This is a genomic window from Synechococcus sp. BL107 (assembly GCF_000153805.1).
Taxonomy (GTDB): Bacteria; Cyanobacteriota; Cyanobacteriia; order PCC-6307; family Cyanobiaceae; genus Parasynechococcus.
The window spans coordinates 1,421,970-1,439,422 of record NZ_DS022298.1; the positions used below are offsets into that span (position 1 = coordinate 1,421,970).

The 17,453-nt window shown below is 49.2% G+C and carries 20 protein-coding genes; 11 read left to right on the plus strand and 9 right to left on the minus strand.

What is annotated here, in order from left to right; translation table 11 throughout:
- Positions 1-764 precede the first annotated feature (764 nt).
- A complete protein-coding gene (locus BL107_RS07380) occupies positions 765-1,421 on the minus strand; it encodes a PAP/fibrillin family protein (protein WP_232192829.1) in 657 nt (218 codons plus the stop codon).
- Between the two features lie 61 nt (positions 1,422-1,482).
- Between BL107_RS07380 and BL107_RS13095 the strand changes: the two genes are divergently transcribed.
- The 5 genes from BL107_RS13095 (at position 1,483) to BL107_RS13240 (ending at position 3,906) form a co-directional block, all read left to right on the plus strand.
- On the plus strand, positions 1,483-1,749 hold the full coding sequence (locus tag BL107_RS13095; RefSeq protein WP_232192834.1) for a hypothetical protein: 267 nt from the start codon (positions 1,483-1,485) through the stop codon (positions 1,747-1,749).
- Positions 1,746-1,967 carry a chlorophyll a/b-binding protein gene (locus BL107_RS07390; protein WP_009789681.1) on the plus strand — a complete coding sequence of 74 codons (222 nt, stop codon included), beginning with the start codon at positions 1,746-1,748 and terminating at the stop codon, positions 1,965-1,967. Before BL107_RS13095 ends, BL107_RS07390 begins: the two co-directional genes overlap by 4 nt.
- Positions 1,968-1,970: 3 nt before the next feature.
- Positions 1,971-2,624 carry a methyltransferase domain-containing protein gene (locus tag BL107_RS07395; RefSeq protein WP_037988284.1) on the plus strand — a complete coding sequence of 218 codons (654 nt, stop codon included), beginning with the start codon at positions 1,971-1,973 and terminating at the stop codon, positions 2,622-2,624.
- A gap of 584 nt (positions 2,625-3,208) precedes the next feature.
- On the plus strand, positions 3,209-3,649 hold the full coding sequence (locus BL107_RS07400) for a hypothetical protein (RefSeq protein ID WP_156779421.1): 441 nt from the start codon (positions 3,209-3,211) through the stop codon (positions 3,647-3,649).
- 128 nt (positions 3,650-3,777) lie between these two features.
- On the plus strand, positions 3,778-3,906 hold the full coding sequence (locus BL107_RS13240) for a hypothetical protein (protein WP_009789684.1): 129 nt from the start codon (positions 3,778-3,780) through the stop codon (positions 3,904-3,906).
- A 9-nt stretch (positions 3,907-3,915) separates the two neighbouring features.
- Here the strand turns inward: BL107_RS13240 and BL107_RS12240 are convergent, their stop codons facing one another.
- Entirely contained in the window at positions 3,916-4,398 is a 483-nt protein-coding gene (locus BL107_RS12240; protein WP_009789685.1) for a DUF427 domain-containing protein, read from the minus strand.
- A 674-nt stretch (positions 4,399-5,072) separates the two neighbouring features.
- Here BL107_RS12240 and BL107_RS12250 point away from each other — a divergent pair.
- Entirely contained in the window at positions 5,073-5,423 is a 351-nt protein-coding gene (locus BL107_RS12250) for a molecular chaperone DnaJ (protein ID WP_009789687.1), read from the plus strand.
- A gap of 405 nt (positions 5,424-5,828) precedes the next feature.
- Here the strand turns inward: BL107_RS12250 and BL107_RS07405 are convergent, their stop codons facing one another.
- From BL107_RS07405 to BL107_RS07420, 4 genes are all read right to left on the minus strand, one after another.
- A complete protein-coding gene (locus tag BL107_RS07405; RefSeq protein WP_009789688.1) occupies positions 5,829-6,086 on the minus strand; it encodes a hypothetical protein in 258 nt (85 codons plus the stop codon).
- 194 nt (positions 6,087-6,280) lie between these two features.
- Positions 6,281-6,820 (minus strand): DUF1543 domain-containing protein, encoded by a 540-nt coding sequence (locus BL107_RS07410; RefSeq protein ID WP_009789689.1) that lies wholly within the window; start codon positions 6,818-6,820, stop codon positions 6,281-6,283.
- A gap of 80 nt (positions 6,821-6,900) precedes the next feature.
- A complete protein-coding gene (locus tag BL107_RS07415; protein WP_050749840.1) occupies positions 6,901-9,375 on the minus strand; it encodes a ligase-associated DNA damage response DEXH box helicase in 2,475 nt (824 codons plus the stop codon).
- Positions 9,376-9,389: 14 nt separating this feature from the next.
- Positions 9,390-11,042: an ATP-dependent DNA ligase gene (locus BL107_RS07420; RefSeq protein ID WP_009789691.1), complete on the minus strand. Its 1,653-nt coding sequence runs from the start codon at positions 11,040-11,042 to the stop codon at positions 9,390-9,392.
- Between the two features lie 136 nt (positions 11,043-11,178).
- Here BL107_RS07420 and BL107_RS07425 point away from each other — a divergent pair, with 136 nt between their 5' ends.
- On the plus strand, positions 11,179-11,445 hold the full coding sequence (locus tag BL107_RS07425; RefSeq protein WP_009789692.1) for a hypothetical protein: 267 nt from the start codon (positions 11,179-11,181) through the stop codon (positions 11,443-11,445).
- Between the two features lie 11 nt (positions 11,446-11,456).
- Here the strand turns inward: BL107_RS07425 and BL107_RS07430 are convergent, their stop codons facing one another.
- Positions 11,457-12,443 carry a ligase-associated DNA damage response exonuclease gene (locus tag BL107_RS07430; RefSeq protein WP_009789693.1) on the minus strand — a complete coding sequence of 329 codons (987 nt, stop codon included), beginning with the start codon at positions 12,441-12,443 and terminating at the stop codon, positions 11,457-11,459.
- Positions 12,444-12,511: 68 nt separating this feature from the next.
- Between BL107_RS07430 and BL107_RS12260 the strand changes: the two genes are divergently transcribed.
- Positions 12,512-12,745 (plus strand): hypothetical protein, encoded by a 234-nt coding sequence (locus BL107_RS12260; protein ID WP_071984236.1) that lies wholly within the window; start codon positions 12,512-12,514, stop codon positions 12,743-12,745.
- A gap of 10 nt (positions 12,746-12,755) precedes the next feature.
- Here the strand turns inward: BL107_RS12260 and nadA are convergent, their stop codons facing one another.
- Positions 12,756-13,688: a quinolinate synthase NadA gene (nadA, locus tag BL107_RS07435; RefSeq protein ID WP_009789694.1), complete on the minus strand. Its 933-nt coding sequence runs from the start codon at positions 13,686-13,688 to the stop codon at positions 12,756-12,758.
- Between the two features lie 54 nt (positions 13,689-13,742).
- Between nadA and BL107_RS07440 the strand changes: the two genes are divergently transcribed.
- The 3 genes from BL107_RS07440 to BL107_RS07450 all read left to right on the plus strand — a co-directional run bounded on the left by BL107_RS07440 (position 13,743) and on the right by BL107_RS07450 (position 16,636).
- Positions 13,743-14,591 carry a TIGR04168 family protein gene (locus BL107_RS07440; protein ID WP_071984237.1) on the plus strand — a complete coding sequence of 283 codons (849 nt, stop codon included), beginning with the start codon at positions 13,743-13,745 and terminating at the stop codon, positions 14,589-14,591.
- Positions 14,585-15,667 (plus strand): hypothetical protein, encoded by a 1,083-nt coding sequence (locus BL107_RS07445; protein ID WP_037988287.1) that lies wholly within the window; start codon positions 14,585-14,587, stop codon positions 15,665-15,667. Before BL107_RS07440 ends, BL107_RS07445 begins: the two co-directional genes overlap by 7 nt.
- A 294-nt stretch (positions 15,668-15,961) precedes the next feature.
- Entirely contained in the window at positions 15,962-16,636 is a 675-nt protein-coding gene (locus BL107_RS07450) for a glycoside hydrolase family 104 protein (protein WP_050749872.1), read from the plus strand.
- Between the two features lie 7 nt (positions 16,637-16,643).
- Here BL107_RS07450 and BL107_RS07455 read toward each other — a convergent pair whose 3' ends face one another.
- Entirely contained in the window at positions 16,644-17,453 is an 810-nt protein-coding gene (locus tag BL107_RS07455; protein WP_009789699.1) for a TPM domain-containing protein, read from the minus strand.

Here is a 17,453-nt window from a genome sequence, read left to right on the forward strand (position 1 = left end):
CAGCAGGAAAAGAGGTTTCACACCTGGTCGCAATGGCCCCAGGGTTTGCCACCAAGCCAGTCGCTTCGCTCTTCTTCTTTCAGTTCACTTTCTTTCAGTGATTGAACTACGACATGATCTCTGCTTTTTGGAAGAGGAAGCAGTGGTTTCGGAAGCGAGGAATACGAGAAATCCCCCCATCCCTGTCGTAGGTGGGCTGGTTTCTCACTTCAAGCCTTGTTTGGGAGATCCATGAACAAACGAGCGAGATCGGCCGTCTCTTCCATCCGGGAGGGGCGGCCTCCCTTTTTCAAGGATGACAACCGTTTAACGGTGACTCAAAAAAAAAGCCCCCGGTGGGGCTTTTGATTTGGATCAGTTGATGTAAGAGATACCGCGTTGAACGCAAATCGTCTGTTCAAACTGACTCGTTGGCGCTTGGTGGGCGGTGGTATTAACACCCCGATAAGCGGTTTGGCGCAGATGTGCCATTTGAGCCTCGTTGAGGCGATGCTTACGCTTCTGTAGGCGTTGAGCGAGGGCGAGAGGTGACATACAAGTCTCCACAGCGACCAGGACCCCGTTGCGTGACCTGGCTCTAACTGCAACCGACAACTATCGGTTCAACGTTTAAAAAGTATACATAACTTGAACCTAGATGGATGAACGTCTAGGGGCGGTTCTGGATTGACCCTTGTAATTGGTTTTTGATGAGTCGAATTTTGTTGAAGGCTTTCTTGCTTGGTTGATGGGATGTGGACTGCGCCAACATGTTGTGCAGCGAGCTACTGAGTCCAGTCTGGAAGATGGATATCGGGTCTTTTGAGTAAGGCAAAAATGGTTCCAGCATTCCCACGACAGATGCGCAATGCATCATCCAGCACGGTGATATCAAGCCAAGCCGGGAAACTTTGTTCAATAGAGCGCAAGAGCTGAAGTTTCCGTCCTGCAATGCTTGGTCCAGCCCAACCGCCCCGTTTGAAGCACACATTCACCCGTTGCTGACTAGCAACGCTGATGTCTGCATCAACCTGGATTCCTGCAAATTGTCCAAGCGGACCACCCAATTGAAGAATGTTGCGTCCTCGGCCTTGGTCGGGGTCAAGGATTTGTAGGTTGAGAAGCCCTGGTGATTGTTTCAACCACGGTTGACTTGAGCTACTCCATCGCAGCTCCCAAGTGCCGGTCAACTGATCGAGTTGATCGGAGAGATCTGCCGGCTGTTCCTGCTCAAGCTGCTGAACGAGTTCGAAAATCTTTTCCGAGCTTGGATGATTTCGCAGCAGCTCGGCCAAAGTGATTCGTGTCTGTGTCAGCGTCCCTTTACCAATCAGTTCTCCCATGTTGGCGTGTCGATCCATCGCTTTGTGTTGCTTGAGTGGGCTGGTCGCAATGATTTCTTGCCCTGTTCGTGCCAATTGGCATCCCGAGCCCGAACCCATCTTCTGGAGTCAATTGCGGAAAACGCATCTCCCTGGTGGGGGTTGGACGTTTGTTGATGCCATGGCCAAACCTCAGCTCCAAGCGGCGGAATACTTGCGCTCGCCGCGTGTTTCGACGACCAGATCGGATGGGATTGTCGTGGAGATCGAAGCTGGTCTGCTGTTAAAACGTGCTGATCAGTCGGAGTGGAAAGCCAAGGTGATACCGATGCGCGCAGACTGTGATGCAGGACGGATGGATCGCCAGGATTCGATCGGCAGATGGAGTGCCTATCCCAGTCGACCCGACACGCCCGTTAAGGTCGCCTGGATGTGCTCGCTCCCATGACCCGTCAGACTTTTAAATATGAGACGCCGGAACGATTCGGCGAATCGTTAACCACAGCTCGTCCGTGGAATCGCTCAGCCCTTGGAGAGGTTGAGCTGCTCAATGGTCGGGCGGCAATGCTGGGCTTCATGGCTGCAATTGTTGTTGAACGAATTACGGGCTATGGAATTGTTGGTCAACTCACTGGAGTCGTCCGCTGGTACCTCGATCTTGGTTAATTGATGTCTGTTGTTCAGGTTCTTGATGAGTCACAGCGGTTTAAACTAGATCGAAGTGATGATGCTCTTTTCTATAATGAGCCACGATTTGTTCATCATCTAGATTCTCCTTTTAGAGAACGATTAACCACTCTTTATCGGCAAAAGCTTCCTCCATGTGCTGTTGTTCTTGATTTGATGAGCAGCTGGGTTAGCCACCTTCCAGAAGATGTGATCTATGACGAAGTTATTGGGCATGGTTTAAACGCGGAGGAGCTCAATGCCAATTCGCGTCTCGATAGGAATTGGGTCCAAAATTTAAATAGGGATCAAGTCTTGCCCTTATCAGATTCAAGTATTGATGCCACATTAATTGTTGCTGGATGGCAATATTTACAGCAGCCTGAGGCTGTCGCTGCCGAGCTTCTACGTATTACACGGCCAATGGGACAAGTGATTGTCGCTTTTTCGAACCGGATGTTTTTTACCAAAGCACCTCAGGTTTGGACTGATGGTGACGACGGAGATCATTTGACGTATGTGTCTTCAGTGTTGATGGCCCAAGGTTGGATGAAGCCTGAAGTTATTGCAGAAGACACTCGATCGGATGGGGTGATGGGTCTTTTTGGTGGCAAAGGTGATCCATTTTTCGCTGTGGTTGCCACGAAATCTCGGTAGTTGTCTCTACTGAATATCTGATATGTTAACTAAACTTTATCGGCCTATGAATCTTTTTTAGTTATAATCAATGCATGAATCATGAAATCTACTCGGCGGCTCTTCCTATTCTTGAATTAGTGAATAGCGACTCACGGCTCCGCGCTCAGACTTCAGATTATGGCGACTGGTATGACAATCTTCTAGAGCATGTCTGTGATTTTGAATCTGAAAGCCTTGAGATGTGTACGCTTTTGAGAGCCTTACGTAAGCAAATGTCTGATCGATCTTAGGTGGAAGATGCAATCACTATTATCTGAATGAAATTATACTTACTGTATATGTTGTTTCGAGAGGATTAATTTAATTCTTGAATGGATTTTGTGTTTTTAGAACCCATGCGATGAATGCCCAGGTCACAATAAGAAAAAATTCCATCAGTTATTTATAATCAACTGAACGACTTGCCTGAATGGCACCTAGGTACGGAGAACCGAACTCATATTTTTCATCGGTTTTCAATGATTATTTTCTGTTTCGGGCGGGTTCCACTGCTATCAACGAAGTGCTTATTCAGAGCAAGTTCATTAGAGTATGAAGTATGAATGACGTCAGGGATGATCGAAACTATTGATAACGTCTTAAACCAGCTTGTTCTTGCAGGTGGTTTGAAGATCGACTGGATCGAAGGAGAAGAACGCAAATGCCCGAATGGAAGTTGGTGGGTCGACGACCCCGTCGACCATCAGTTGTTTGACGATCAGCTCCAGCCAACAGCCATGATTCAGATGCAGCATCTCGCCATGGTGGTCGAACTCAGCCAGACATCTGCGGCCCACCTCCATCTATTGTTTGACCCCGAAACACGGCGCATTGAAGCTGCAGAAGTGTCGGACCCGATGACTGGTGGCACGCTGCTCACCCTGATGTTTTGGCCAGGTCTTGCATCGGCTCGAAAGCTGGCTATCGCAACAATGACCCACTGGCTAGAAGCCATTGATGATGGCTGGCTCGACTCTCAGAGTGCGCTCGATAAACCGCTGTAGTGCTTTTTTGTTCCACTGACGAATCGTGTTCTTTCGGCGGCTTGGGCAGGTCGAAAACATCACATTCTTTATCATTTCACCCCGTTTTGAGCTCGCGGAACCTCTCATCGGTTAGCGATAATTAAGCAATGAAGGACGAAATCAAGCTCAGCATTGCTTTCTTGGCCCTGAATGCAGGAGTCATTGCATTGGTTGTCTCGGGCTATGTAAAAGGTGGAATGAGCTTTGGTTCCGTTTTCGATTTTATTTTTAAGTGATATTTTTGGTCAAATTAATTCGGGGTGATTCGGGTCTCCTTTAAATGGTCCCATTATCCAACTTGTGATCCATCCTCCATAAAATAATCCTGGTTGAGGAATCACCTCTTCCCCCTCCAAATAGCATCCGTCGACGACTCTTGGATAGACGCTAATCCAAGACTTTAATGATGAATATCGATGATCTGGATTGTCATAACTCCAACCTGCCTTTTGCCGAATATTTTTCCCGCTGGATTGTGATAAATCCCAGTAGGTTGCTAGTCCCTTCCACTCACAAAATGATGGACGGCCTGAGACTTGATGCAATGTTCCTGGGGCAAATGCTGATGGTTTGATGTAGATACTTGGCGGATGAAATGTTTCACAAACTCTGATATACTCGCAATCCTTGGCAATTATTTCGTTGCTAATATGAATTGATACTGTTCCTGAGATGAGTTCAATTCTTGGTGGTCTTGGGTAGTCAGCAACGTATTCAATCGTGGCCATAGCTGATCTGACTCTTGATATTCCATTCTAGGTTTTGAAATGACTCCTGATTGCTCCTCTTCTTTAAATTTTAAAACTAACGCAGCACAAATGATTTTAGTTTCAACGTTGCCTGCTCGCAAATATTCTCTAGCCGAGATGGATGGGGTTACGAAGTAAATATACTTATTATTAGGGTTATCGAAAGTTACAGATTTTGCATCGGAGATCTTGCAGGATTGGGATGGACTTGTTGGATTTATTTGGCAATGTGCAATCACTAGTTCCCTGCTATTTCATGTCCTTCACCCTTCCTGGCCTTCTTCCGTGGCATTTCCGCATCGTGCTTATCGGTCAGCATGTGGTGTTAGAGGCTTCATCTGAGAGTCAACGTCTTAGCACGATTCTTGAGCCTACTAGCAGCCGTATATGTCGTGGATATGAATTAATTCAATCACCCCAATGCGAATTGATTAATGATTGTCCCGGTTGAAGCTCTTGAAGATCTCAGTTGGTTTCAACTCTCTATTTCCTCTTCGATTGATTTTTAATCAGTCAGGAAGCTTGTAAGCGATGTCTATGGCTGGGCTGATCCCATATTTCTGAGCAAACTGTGTCATTGCTTGGATCAACGTTGGTGTCCGACTGTGTCAGGCGCTCAGGCATTGTTAGGTGATATTGCAGCCTGATCCTCGGTGACCAACAAACGTGCGACTAGTAGCGACAGTGGATCGGGTGGGTTTGGCGGTTCAACCACCACCAGGTCGAAGGCATCAAAGGCGAGGCGTAAGCCCCGTAAATCGAACCATCGGCGAGAGCAGTGTCCATTAGGTCGTGATCCTGAACTAGAGGCTATAAAGGCTCGCCAGAGTCTTGGCTTGCCGTTGACGGGCCGATTGAAAGCTCTTCAGGTAAAACAAGCTCATAAATCGCTTGCTGTTCAACACCATCCTGATAAGGGTGGTGATCCGGCGATGATGACACGCTTCAATAATGCCCGTGATGTATTACTTGAGCCAGTGATGGAAAGTATCGCTAGTGAATAAGCCTGGCTCATTGCTTGGGCGACCGGCCAAGCACTAACCAACAAATCCAAAGGATCCCTACCAAACTCACAACCGTGTAAATCCAGTCGGCATAGGGGGTCCAAAACATTCCTACGTATAAATGATTCACCGATCCCAAACCAAAATGAGGACGGCCAACACTGCACCAAATACCAAAAATGGTGTTGCGATGGTCAGAATCGATTGCGTGTCCATCGACGATGCGGGGCTCACAAATAGTCTCTCCGCAAGTGCCTAGGTTGTCAATTGTTTGATATCATTTGATATCTATTAAGCTTTAAATTAAGTCTTAATTAGCCTGAATATTTGGACGTCTCTCTCTATTTGTCAAATCTTCTAATTAGCTTCGAATGTCATGCTTATCATGCTTGTATATATGACCTGTCAGCGAATGATGGTTGCTTTAAAAAAACCTAGTCCAAGGCCAAATGACTGTTTTTTATCGCGATGAAGTGTAATCGCGATATCAAAATCAAGTAATCCCTCCTGATTGATATCTTGGCACGTTAAGCCATGGGTGTTTTCATGTTCAAACTGATCCATGATCTTGTCTTTGTTCGCTTCAAGATTTTCGACAATCTGCTTGAGTACATAATCTCGCCAGGCATTGATTGCTTCCTGACTGATTGAGTCACTATTCATGGCTAGGATTGAGATTAAGGTTTTAAAGGAGAAAGTATATATACGGCAGTATAGTGGTACTAAGATCCTGTTGATTAAATTTCTTCAGTCTTTATATTGTCGTTGTGTATTGACTAGATCGGCAATCTTCTGGCATCAAATTGAGTCTTAATTTTAGCTTCCACGGATGGTTCATGGTCTGGTGTGTTCTGTGCCTAGATCAGCCAGTAGCCGGACCAATCAGGAGCTTCGGATGCTGACACCTCCACTGTGCTGGGTGACAATTGGATATGCCAGCGACCATTGCCATCGATCGGTAAGAGGTCATCCACGATTGGGTTGCCATCAATCTTGTATAAATCGTCCTTGTGGATTTGATTCATTCCGTTGAGCCAGCGTTGCTTAGCTATCGCCTTTGCTGATTGAGCTGTTCGTGCAACGACGATGCCGAATTCATGTTGCTCGGCCATCGATTGGTTTGAATATCCCCCAAGGTTCACAAACCAAAGTTTATATTCATTGGGTGAATCATTCTTTATTGGTGAATTAACAACAGCCACCGACATCCCGTCAACATGCTGAATTTTGCGATAGCTATCGATGTGGAGACCTTTTTTATCTCCAAACCATTCGTTTTTAAGCGTCCTGATTGTATCTTCTATTGATTCTCCAATGACCCAGCGGACGTCATGGAGTTCAACATTGCAACCGTTGATCCGTCCGCCTAAAACAACAAGGAATAAACGGCTTGTCATGGAGGGATGGCTTAATGGGAACTAGATTTTTACATTACGTTATTCGATTAACTCATCTATCAATTTTTATTGCTCCTTTCTTAAACTTCTTTGTTCAAAGCATCTTTTTGCATGCGCATGATTCGCTCGAGAACAGTCTCATTCGACATGCGTGAATTGAGACGCTCGACTAACAATGGAAAAGCTAGTGGCCCTGGGCGCGGTGTTTGTACATGGAGCCATTCCTGGGAAGCGGCGCGAGTTAGTGCCTTGTCTAATCTGCTGAGTTCTAGTTGGTCGTGCATCACTTCTTGATAAGCCTGTTGAAGTAATCGATTAGTTGGTTCATGTCGATTAAACACATCAAACAGCAGAGATGCACTAATTTGTAGTTTACCAGTGCTTTTGCTTGATCCTGGAAACCCCCGATTCATTAGCCCTGCTATTTGTGCAATGGCTCTAAATCGTCGTCTCTGAAGCTCTGATAGATTTAGTGCATTTTGCAGATCATGCTCGAGATTCTCTTTGTCTAGTAGCAGATCGGCATGGTCTTCAACGAGCTCTTCCATTGGATAGCTTCTTGGTGCTAAAAGTTCAAATCCATAGTCATTGACAGAAACTGTGATTGTGCCGCGATTTAGCTTTGTGAGTCTGGATGCCCACAGAAATCCGATTCCTTCGTGGACAAACCGTCCTTCAAATGGATATGCAAATAGATGGGATCCTTCGCGTGTCTGACAGGTTTCAATGAGTAGCTGATGAGTCTTTGGTAAAACAGATAGATCCTGTTGGCGGTCAAATAATGGTTTTAATGCCTTCAATTCTGGTGTATCAAGATCTTCTCGCCTTGCCCGATCTATTTCCTGTCGAAGGTGATGGGTCAGCAGATCAGATAGAGCCATTTGTCCGCCTGCCCATGCTGGAACCGTACGACTTTTTTTCGTGCTTACCTTGACGTAGGCTGTCATCTCTCTTAAACGAATAAATTCAAGTTGTCGTCCTGAAAAAAAGAAAACATCCTTGGGTTTTAGCTGGCTAATAAATGTTTCTTCGACATGTCCCAATACAGCTCCTCGTACAAAACGGACTGTGATTGATGGTGCTGCTGTGATCGTACCAATATTGAATCGATGTAGTCTTGCAATAGTTTTCTCGCGAATATGAAATCTATCGCTTTCCGTACTCCATTCAAGTTTTTTGTATCTTGGGTAGGCGCCTAAGCATTCTCCACCGTCTTTAAGAAACATTAGGCTCCAATCCCAGTCGGCTTGGCTGAGATGTTCATAAGATGCGCTTGTCCTTACTGAACTAAGTGTTTGTTCTGGGTTGAAACCAGGTCCACATGCAAGGCTTGTTAGGTGTTGAAGTAATACATCAAGGGGTGCATTGGGTGGTTTTCGTTGCTCGACTAGTCCTTCTTCTAAACCACGTCGAACAGCGCTTAGTTCTAGGAGCTCAAGTGCATTTGTTGGCATAAATAATACTTTAGAGGTGCCTCCTGGTACGTGGGCAGACCGACCTGCCCGTTGTAATAGGCGAGCTAAATTCTTAGGACTGCCGATTTGTACAACTTGTTCTACGGGCTGAAAATCAACACCTAAATCAAGGGAACTTGTGCACACAACCCAACGAATATCTCCAACTTTTACAGCTGATTCAATCGACTCACGTTCCCCACGATCAATCGCGCTGTGATGCAACGCGAGTGCCCCTTCCATTTCAGGACAAGCGAAACGAAGACACTGATGCCAGCGCTCTGATTGATTTCTTGTGTTGGTGAAAAGTAGTGTGCTGACGCTCGGATTGAGTACAGCTACTAACTCTTCATACATTCGCAGTCCGAGATGGCCTGCCCACGGGAAACCATCAATTGTTTCTGGGAAGATGCTACGGATATCCGTGGTTCTCGCTGGTGCGCCCCCAATCATGATGGGTTGACATTTTGTTCCGAGTGCGTGTCGTGCGGCTTGGTTTAAATTTCCAATCGTGGCACTAATTGCCCAGGTCTGTAGTTTTGGTCGTTGTTGGCGAAGCCATGAAAGGCATAGCTCTGTTTGGCTACCCCGCTTGCTTCCCATCAATTCATGCCATTCATCCAAAATCACGGTGTCGAGGTTTTTGAACAAAAACTCTGCTTTCGGATTGCTGAGCAACAGTGTGAGTGATTCAGGTGTGGTGACTAATATTTCTGGTGGTGTTTTCAGTTGTTTTGTCCGTTCACTACTTTTACTGTCGCCATTCCGGATACCCACCCGTAGCGGCCAGTCCATTGCTTCGATTGGTTCGCGAATTGCTAGAGCGAGATCCCGACTCAATGCACGTAGTGGTGTGAGATACAGCAAACGTATCCCAGTGCAATCCGTGTTGTCTGCCAACATTTTGGCTATTGGTCCCATGACTGCAGCAAACGTTTTGCCAGACCCTGTTGGTACTTGGATTAGGCCACTTTGCCCCTTTAGATGTGCTTTCCATGTTTCAGTTTGAAATGTTAACGGCGACCATCCCTGATGATTGAACCAATCATGAATAGGTTGTAGTTGATCGGTAAATACCAATTCCATTTCATGTCCAAGCATACTTAAGATCTCCGCTATTTTTTCATTAATTCTTTTGCATCGCTTAAGTAATTTCCTTCTTGGGCAGGCTTATCCTTCCGCCAGCGAAGAATTCTTGGGAAACGCACGGCTATTCCAGCTTTGTGCCGTTTTGATGGATGAATTCCTTCAAACCCCAGTTCAAAGACTTGTTCGGGACGAACAGATCGCGTTGGACCAAAACGTTGCAGCGTGTTCTTTCTGATCCATCGATCGAGTTCAAGGATTTCTTCGTTATCAAGTCCGGAGTAAGCCTTTGCGAAGGTTATTAGTTCTGGTTTTTCTGCATCGTTCCAAAGACCAAATGTGTAATCGGTAAATAAATTTGCGCGCCGACCATGACCTGCCTGTGCGTACAGAAGAACCGCATCCAGGTGCATGGGATCTAGCTTGTATTTCCACCAGGTACCACGCTTTCGACCAGCTAAATAGGGAGATGTGCAGTGCTTCAGCATTACCCCTTCAGCATGCTTTGTTTTTGCTTCCTGTCGCTGCTGATCGAGCTCTTCCCATGTTTTTAGCTGCCAGTGCTGGCTTTGTTGTAATCGCCACTGCTCCGGATGTGTCAGCGTCCTGATCAGTTCAGATAGCTTTTGCTGTCGTTCTGTAATGGGTTCTTGTCGAATGTCTTGTCCGTTGTGTTCCAACAGGTCGTAGGCGACAAAACGCATCGGACATTCTCGTTTCAACAGGTTTCCCACGTGTTTCCGTCCCAGACGTCGTTGCAATTGGTCGAAGCCGAGTGGCGTTGAATCTCCTTTCTTCCAACAGATCACTTCTCCATCGAGAACAGTTCCATCCGGTAGAGCCTCTCCGATCGAGATCAGTTCCGGAAAACTGTCATTCACGAGTTCCTCTCCTCGACTCCACAGGAATGTTCCGTTTCCTCGGTGAATCAATTGGCCCCGAATGCCATCCCATTTCCATTCGACGAGCCAGTTCTTCGGGTCGCTCCCTTGAAGTCGACGAAGGTCGATGGGGCTGGCTAGAAAAAAAGGATAAGGAGTGCCCCTTGATTGTTGTTCTTCTGCGTTGGCGGGAAGGGTGAGCTGCTGGAAATTCTCTGCCGTTGGATCAAAGCCGCCCATTAACCGTTGGACAACTAGCTCGATGTCGAGCGCATACGCCTCTGCAATTGCGCGACTGATCAACCCCGTTGAGACACCCACTCGGAATCCCCCCGTGAGCAGTTTATTGATCACAAAGTGTTGATTATTTGGAACTGTCTGCCATAGCTCAAGAACAGCGTTGGCTTCGTTGTCGTCCTTAAGCCTGCTGATCGATGGCAGAAGGATATCCATCCACCATTGCAGTGGTTGATTCTCTGGAATGTTTGGAAGGTCTGAGGTCACCGGATCGACCTTGTCACGAACAGCTGGCCATAACAGGGTGATCGTCTCGGCTGAATCTCCGACCTGTCCGTGGCATTCGTCAACTAACCATTCAGGGATTCCACCCCGTTGCTCGAGGATTGTGCGAAGCCTTCGACCCGTGATCAATCGACGTCTCCGTTTCCCTAAGAGAAGGGCTAGCGACCAAGCTGCATCGGCAGCAGGGACAGATCGAAAATGTTCGACAAGCAATGACACCTTGGCCCGTGTGCCTGTGACCTGATCGAGCTGATGGAATAGGGCCTGAAAGGCCTGCATGGTCGGTACAGCGCTCTCAACATCTTGTCGAGCGATGCCGACGTCTGTGGAACTTCTGATCGAGACGTTTTGTGATCAACCGGCCTCGATTGCCAAGGTCTGTGTTCATCTAGTGATCACACATCTTGGTGGATAAATGGCACTTCTTTGGGAGAACCTGGCGCAGCAACTCTCAAGCGTGCGTGCGTCAATACCCACAGCTTCTCCAGAAGCAGCACCTGCCCCTCAAGGTTCTGGTGATGATCCAAGCAACCGTCGTCGGCGTCTAGAGGCAGCACTTAAGGCCATTCAGGACAGTGGCAACACCATGATGATTGAATCGCTAAAGGCTGCGATTGAAGGCCGCGAAGCCAATTTGAATTTTCCTCCTCTTCCAACAGGAATCGGTCAGGGCAGTAATTGAACTGACGACGTTTAGTCCTGTTCACCTTCAAACAGGGTATCGAGCGGTTCGGCGGCAATCCCTTCGCATTCTCGAAGATATCGAGCGAGCACGTCACTTTGTCCATGGGTGACGTACACCTTTTTTGCGCCAGACTCCCGCACAGTTTGAATCAGGCCTGGCCAGTCTGCGTGATCGCTAAGCACAAAGCCTCGTTCATACCCACGTCGTTGACGCGCGCCACGTACGGCCATCCATCCGGAAGCAAAACCAGTTTGCGGTGCCTTAAAACGACGCATCCAAGTCGAGCGATGTGCGGAAGGGGGGGCAAGAATTAAACGGCCGTTGAGAGGATCTTTGCGTGGATAGTCACTGACCGGCCGGCTCGGCGTCATCGGAACTTGAGCCTCGCGATAGTGCCGCGTAATAGTCTCCACCGCGCCATGCAAAAGCACCTCTTCTTCGACGCCGATGGCTTTTAATTCAGCCAAAAGACGTTGCGCTTTTCCAAAGGCATAACAGAACAACAATGTGGGGCGGCTTCGATCACCCTGCCACCATTCTCTTATTAATTCGGCGACTTCAGCACCCCTGTTCCATCGATAAATTGGCATCCCAAATGTTGCCTCCGTAATCAACACATCACAGCCGACGGTCTCAAATGGAGCGCAGCTGGGATCGTGGTCGCGCTTGTAATCGCCACTCACAACCCAGACGTTTCCATCGGACTCCAGCCGGATCTGGGCTGATCCGAGTACGTGCCCTGCACTGTGGAACGACACTTTGCATTGACCGAGCCAAAACTCTTTTCCGTAGCGAACCGGGTGCAGATTGATGCTCTGCCCCAGTCGCTGCCTCAAGACCCCCTCGCTGGAGTTAACAGCCCAATATTCGCCACATCCTGGTCTGGCATGGTCGGCGTGGGCATGGGTAATTAAGGCTCTGGGAACCGGTTTCCATGGATCCACCCAGGCATCAGCGGCACGGCAGTACAGGCCTGATTCAGTGCGTTCTATCAAGCCCAGCCCTCATAGCTGCATGAATTCTGCAAGTCACTAACCTGAAACTGCGCATTTGATGTACGCCCATGAAGCTTTTACTTGCTGCCCTGTCTGTTTGCGCTTTGAGCGTTCCGACGTCTGTTCTGGCCCAAAAAAAAATTCCTAAGGCAGCCGGCCATAATCAGTGCCCCCTTGGTTATGTCAATACTTTAGGAACAACCTGTGTCTCCCCTATTAACTATGAGATGCAGCCCACCGATGGTGAAGCATGCCCATCTGGATGGATGAATGTTGGTGCCGGTTATTGCCGTAAAAAATGATTGGATCGCCTTAGCGACTCATTTCCAACATTTTTTTCATTGGGAGGAGAGCCTTGATTCTTAGGTTCTCTTCCATTTCAATCGCGGGTTCTAATGTGTTCAGGCAGTCGTGGAGTTTTTGAAGCGTATTCAATCGCATGTAGGGGCAGGCATTGCAACTGCATCCATCCAAACCGGGAACTTCTAAGAGTGTCTTGTGTGGGACCCGTTGCTGCATTTGGTGAATGATGCCGGGCTCGGTCAAAACAATGAATGTGTCAGAAGCACTGGTTTCGGTGTAATTAAGCAATTTACTTGTTGAACCGATGAAGTTGGCAAGATCGAGAAGATTTTCCTGACATTCAGGGTGGGCAATTACTTCAGCATTGGGATGCTCGAGTTTGAGCTGAAGTACAGCTTCTTCGCTAAATGTTTCATGAACAATGCAACGTCCAGGCCAGAGTGTGAGATCACGGCCACTTTGACGTTGTACCCAACGCCCTAAGTTTTGGTCTGGTGCAAACAGGATGGGTTGATCCTTTGGCAATTGATTGACCAGGTCTACGGCATTACTGCTCGTGCAAATGAGATCGCTTTGCGCTTTCACTGCAGCAGTGCAGTTGATGTAGCTCACGACAAAATGATCCGGATGTTGCTGACGAAATGCAGCGAAAGCGTCTGCTGGACAGTCATCAGCCAATGAGCAACCTGCATCGAGATCAGGAATAACAACTGTCTTCTCTGGGCTGAGAATTTTTGCCGTCTCTGCCATGAAGTGCACACCACAGAACACGATCACATCTGCAGAGGTGTTGGCGGCTTTTCTTGATAACTCCAGGGAGTCGCCGATGAAATCGGCAATATCTTGGATATCTGGGGACTGGTAATAGTGCGCAAGCACTACAGCATTCCGCTGTTGTTTGAGCAGCTCGATCGCCGCGACCAGGGCGTTGTCAGCGCTCATTTGGACCCGGACGCGTCAGGATGGACACCAGCCTAGGCAAGAGCTCTGAAAGATCTGCGCATTGCGATTGCCGGAGATCTTCACGGCGCTTGGAGCGACGCTGATGAACAGCTGTTGGAGCGGCTTCAACCCGACGCTGTTTTGTTCGTTGGTGACCTCAGCGATGGTGATCTGCGTTTGACCCGTCGCATTGCCTCACTTCCTTATCGAGTGGCAGTCATCTTTGGGAATCACGACAGGGGATCTGACAAAACCGGTGGACTTTTGCGTCAGCAACTTGTTCTTCTGGGGGACTGTCACTGTGCCTGGGGTGTCCGTCGCTGGGAGGACCTTCCCTTAACAGTTGTCGGTGCAAGGCCGTTCAGTGCCGGAGGTGGATTTCATCTGTCTAAGGCCGTGGAGGCTGTGTACGGCCCTGTCACGTTGCATCAGTCGGTGGATCGAATCTTGGCGGCTGCCTCTTCTGTTCCTTCAGAGGAACCGCTCTTGGTTTTGGCTCACTGCGGTCCCACTGGTTTGGGGTCGGATTCCGATAGTCCTTGCGGACGGGATTGGAAGAGTCCTGCCATCGATTGGGGAGATCAGGATTTATCGATTGCCCTGGATCGGATTGCTGTGACGCGGCCCCCCGATCTTGTGGTGTTTGGTCATATGCACCATGCACTCAAGCGGGGTTCGGGCTACCGACAAAGCCTTCTGCAAGATCGTCGTGGTACGGCTTACCTGAATGCGGCCTGTGTACCGCGCAGCGGTTTGGATGCCAAAGGACGTTCATTGCTTCACTGGTCTTGGGCTGAATTCAGTGGGTCGTCTCTGACCCATCTGAGCCATCGTTGGTATACGCCTGAAGGTGAGCTCACTCATCAAGAGTCGCTACCTCTCGACACACCTGTGCAGTGCTGATTTACGTCTGTAGCAGCAGTCATGGGTTCGGACATGCGGCAAGAGACGCCGCTGTTTTGCAACAGTTGCGTTTGCGACGGCCGGACTGGACGTTGGTGATGAGCTCCGTGGTGGAGCCTCGCTTTTTGCGTCTTTTATTAGGAGACAACACCATCACCATTCGTCCCTGCCGTTGGGATGTCGGCATGGTTCAAGCCGATGCGCTCGGTGTTGATCGCAGCCAAACATTGGCGGCACTTAGTGATCTGGAGACCGCTCTTCCAGATCAGCTCATGGGGGAGGTGGAGTGGCTTCGTGCTCAAACCGACTCGGTTTTGATTCTTGGTGATATCCCACCAGCTGCTGCCGAATTGGCAGATCGTCTTGATGCACCACTTGTGTGGATGAGCAATTTCGGCTGGGATGAGATTTATCGCCCCCTGGGGGGGGCGTTTGAGCCATGGGCCGATGCAGCCCTGGCTCAATACAAACGGGGGCAGCTGCTCTTGCGATGTCCCTTTGATTTGTCCATGAATTGGGATTTACAGGAACTGGCCCTTGGTTTGGTCTGCACCAGTCCTCGGTCGCTTCCGTCGGATTGGGAACGCGCCATGATTTCCCTCAATCGAACGCTGGTTATGGTGGGTTTCGGTGGCTTGGGTCTTCCGCTCGACCCCAAGTTGTTCCTCCTTTGGCCACGCCATCACTTTTTAATGGCCCCTCCAGCGCAAGCCGCTCATGCTTTGGAGGGGCACCAAGTTCCAAATCTCAGCTTTCTTCCAGGCTCCGTTCGGCCGATCGATGCCTTTCCGTTGTGTTCTCGACAATTGGGTAAGCCTGGCTTCAGCACGTTTTGTGAGGCGTTGGATCAGGGTGTTGGCCTCCATGTGGTGGAGCGTCGCGATTTTGCGGAGGTGGCGGCTTTGATGGATGGTCTGCGACGCCATGGCCACCATCGAGTACTGACTAGAGATCAGTTGGAGCGGGGAGATTGGCAATTGGATCTCCCGCTCAATGCGCCGGAAGCACGGCCTTTGCCGCAGCACGGTGCGCAGCGCGCTGCAGACGCTTTAATCGCCGTAGCGGAAGCTCAATAATATTTTCTACCCAGAAAATAATGTTTTCATGACTGCATTTTAGATGGAGCATTTTTGTTTCAGGCACTTATTTTGTGTTCTTGTATACATGGGTTCGATTAATTGACTGGCATATCTACTCATTGCATCCGTTGATTCTTTCGACAAAGTCAGCCAGAAAGTTACCCAGCATCGGGTTCCTTGAGATCTAGTCAATGATTGATGCTTTCTAAGCATCGTTTGACCTTTATCCTTTGACACTTTTTTGTGGCTCTCTCAGGTCTGATTTGTCGCCATGGACTCGCACTCGCTGCGATGTCTGGAGCTTTGGCCTCATCTCTCCCGAGTGCCCCAGCGAGTGCGAGTTTTTTGCCCCCTGAGACGAGATCGCAGTTGGTGCATTTGCCCGATGTTCAGCCAACCCGAGCGATTCCCTACGTCATAACCCCCGAGCGTCGAGCGATGCTCAATACCATCCGTTTTGCTGAGGGCACCTGGAAGGGCGGTTTTGATGTGGGCTATCGAGTGATGTTTGGTGGTGGCTTGATGAGCTCCCTCAATCGCCATCCCAATCGGGTGATCTACAGCTCCCGCTATGCCAGTGCTGCTGCAGGGGCTTACCAATTCATGCCATTTACTTGGGATTTAGTTCGGAGGAGCTTGGGTGTAACCGGCTTCGGACCGGAGGTGCAGGATCAAGGGGCGCTGTTCTTGATTCAGCGTCGAAAGGCTCTTGGTCTCACCGACTCGGGCCATCTTTCCCCCCATCTGGCTGCCAAATTGGCGCCGGAGTGGGCCTCATTCCCCACCCTTGCGGGTCGGAGTTTTTACGGGCAACCCGTCAAAAAATATGATCGCCTTCGTTCGTTTTACAACGTCAATCTTGTTGAGTTAAGGCGGATCCGAGACGAGCGTCGCCTTGCACTTGCTCAAGCGGCAAAACCAGCCGTTTGCACAGGCTCTCGAATTGCCTGTGCAACGCAGCTCTGAGCATCGGTTACTCGTCAGTTTCATTTTGAAGGCGTCGCCCCATCGTGACTTGGGCAATGAAGTAAGCGGCGACTCCCCCAGCCAGAAATCCAAACGTGTTTCGAATGAGTGGCAACCATTCCGAGGTGCGTGTGATCACGGGTGCGATGCCGAAGATGCCAAACAACATTCCCCATAGCGGTGAGAGCAGGAGCAGCCAGGCCCAAGCGACGGTTTCTCCTTCCTTGCGCGGATAGGCCGCAAAACCTGCAATGAGCCCGCCTAACACCGATGTGGTGAGCGTCCATAGCCACTGTTCCAGAGGCAAGCCAGGAACCACCTGACACCCGCCGCGATCTAAACAGATTTCGACGGCGCCCAATGCATCAAGTACGGCGCCATCTTCACCGTGATCTTTGACGTAGTACTGATTGCCAAATCGAGTTTGTAGTTCGACCCAATACGTTCTTGGCATCATGGCGAAGTACGCATCGCCAACGTTGAAGTTGAGCAGATTGCCCCCCCGGGGATCTGCCACGAGCAACAGGCTTCGTTCGTCGAGTCCCCAGAATTCTCGGATCGCTAATCCTGGTGTTCGCTCGTATTGCGTGAGAACCCGTAACTTCCATCCTGTTCGTTCTTCCACTTCCCCAAGTGATTCCTCCAACCGTTCACGTTGGGTTTCGCTGAAAACCCTGGCGAGATCGATCACTGGGGTGGGATGGTCTGGGAGAAGTTCAGGGTTGTCATACGCCTGCACAGGCGCTGCAGCCCCCCACAAGCCGATGACCATGGCCAAGAGGGCGCCCCACAGGATTCGAATGCGATGTGTTCCCAT

Coding starts and splice junctions, on each gene's coding strand:
- BL107_RS07380 (WP_232192829.1), bottom strand. CDS start 1,421: ATGGGTTCGGGCTCGGGATGCCAATTGGCACGAACAGGGCAAGAAATC.
- BL107_RS13095 (WP_232192834.1), top strand. CDS start 1,483: ATGGCCAAACCTCAGCTCCAAGCGGCGGAATACTTGCGCTCGCCGCGT.
- BL107_RS07390 (WP_009789681.1), top strand. CDS start 1,746: ATGACCCGTCAGACTTTTAAATATGAGACGCCGGAACGATTCGGCGAA.
- BL107_RS07395 (WP_037988284.1), top strand. CDS start 1,971: ATGTCTGTTGTTCAGGTTCTTGATGAGTCACAGCGGTTTAAACTAGAT.
- BL107_RS07400 (WP_156779421.1), top strand. CDS start 3,209: ATGACGTCAGGGATGATCGAAACTATTGATAACGTCTTAAACCAGCTT.
- BL107_RS13240 (WP_009789684.1), top strand. CDS start 3,778: ATGAAGGACGAAATCAAGCTCAGCATTGCTTTCTTGGCCCTGAATGCA.
- BL107_RS12240 (WP_009789685.1), bottom strand. CDS start 4,398: ATGGCCACGATTGAATACGTTGCTGACTACCCAAGACCACCAAGAATT.
- BL107_RS07405 (WP_009789688.1), bottom strand. CDS start 6,086: ATGAATAGTGACTCAATCAGTCAGGAAGCAATCAATGCCTGGCGAGAT.
- BL107_RS07410 (WP_009789689.1), bottom strand. CDS start 6,820: ATGACAAGCCGTTTATTCCTTGTTGTTTTAGGCGGACGGATCAACGGT.
- BL107_RS07415 (WP_050749840.1), bottom strand. CDS start 9,375: ATGCTTGGACATGAAATGGAATTGGTATTTACCGATCAACTACAACCT.
- BL107_RS07420 (WP_009789691.1), bottom strand. CDS start 11,042: ATGCAGGCCTTTCAGGCCCTATTCCATCAGCTCGATCAGGTCACAGGC.
- BL107_RS07425 (WP_009789692.1), top strand. CDS start 11,179: ATGGCACTTCTTTGGGAGAACCTGGCGCAGCAACTCTCAAGCGTGCGT.
- BL107_RS12260 (WP_071984236.1), top strand. CDS start 12,512: ATGAAGCTTTTACTTGCTGCCCTGTCTGTTTGCGCTTTGAGCGTTCCG.
- nadA (WP_009789694.1), bottom strand. CDS start 13,688: ATGAGCGCTGACAACGCCCTGGTCGCGGCGATCGAGCTGCTCAAACAA.
- BL107_RS07450 (WP_050749872.1), top strand. CDS start 15,962: ATGTCTGGAGCTTTGGCCTCATCTCTCCCGAGTGCCCCAGCGAGTGCG.
- BL107_RS07455 (WP_009789699.1), bottom strand. CDS start 17,453: ATGGGAACACATCGCATTCGAATCCTGTGGGGCGCCCTCTTGGCCATG.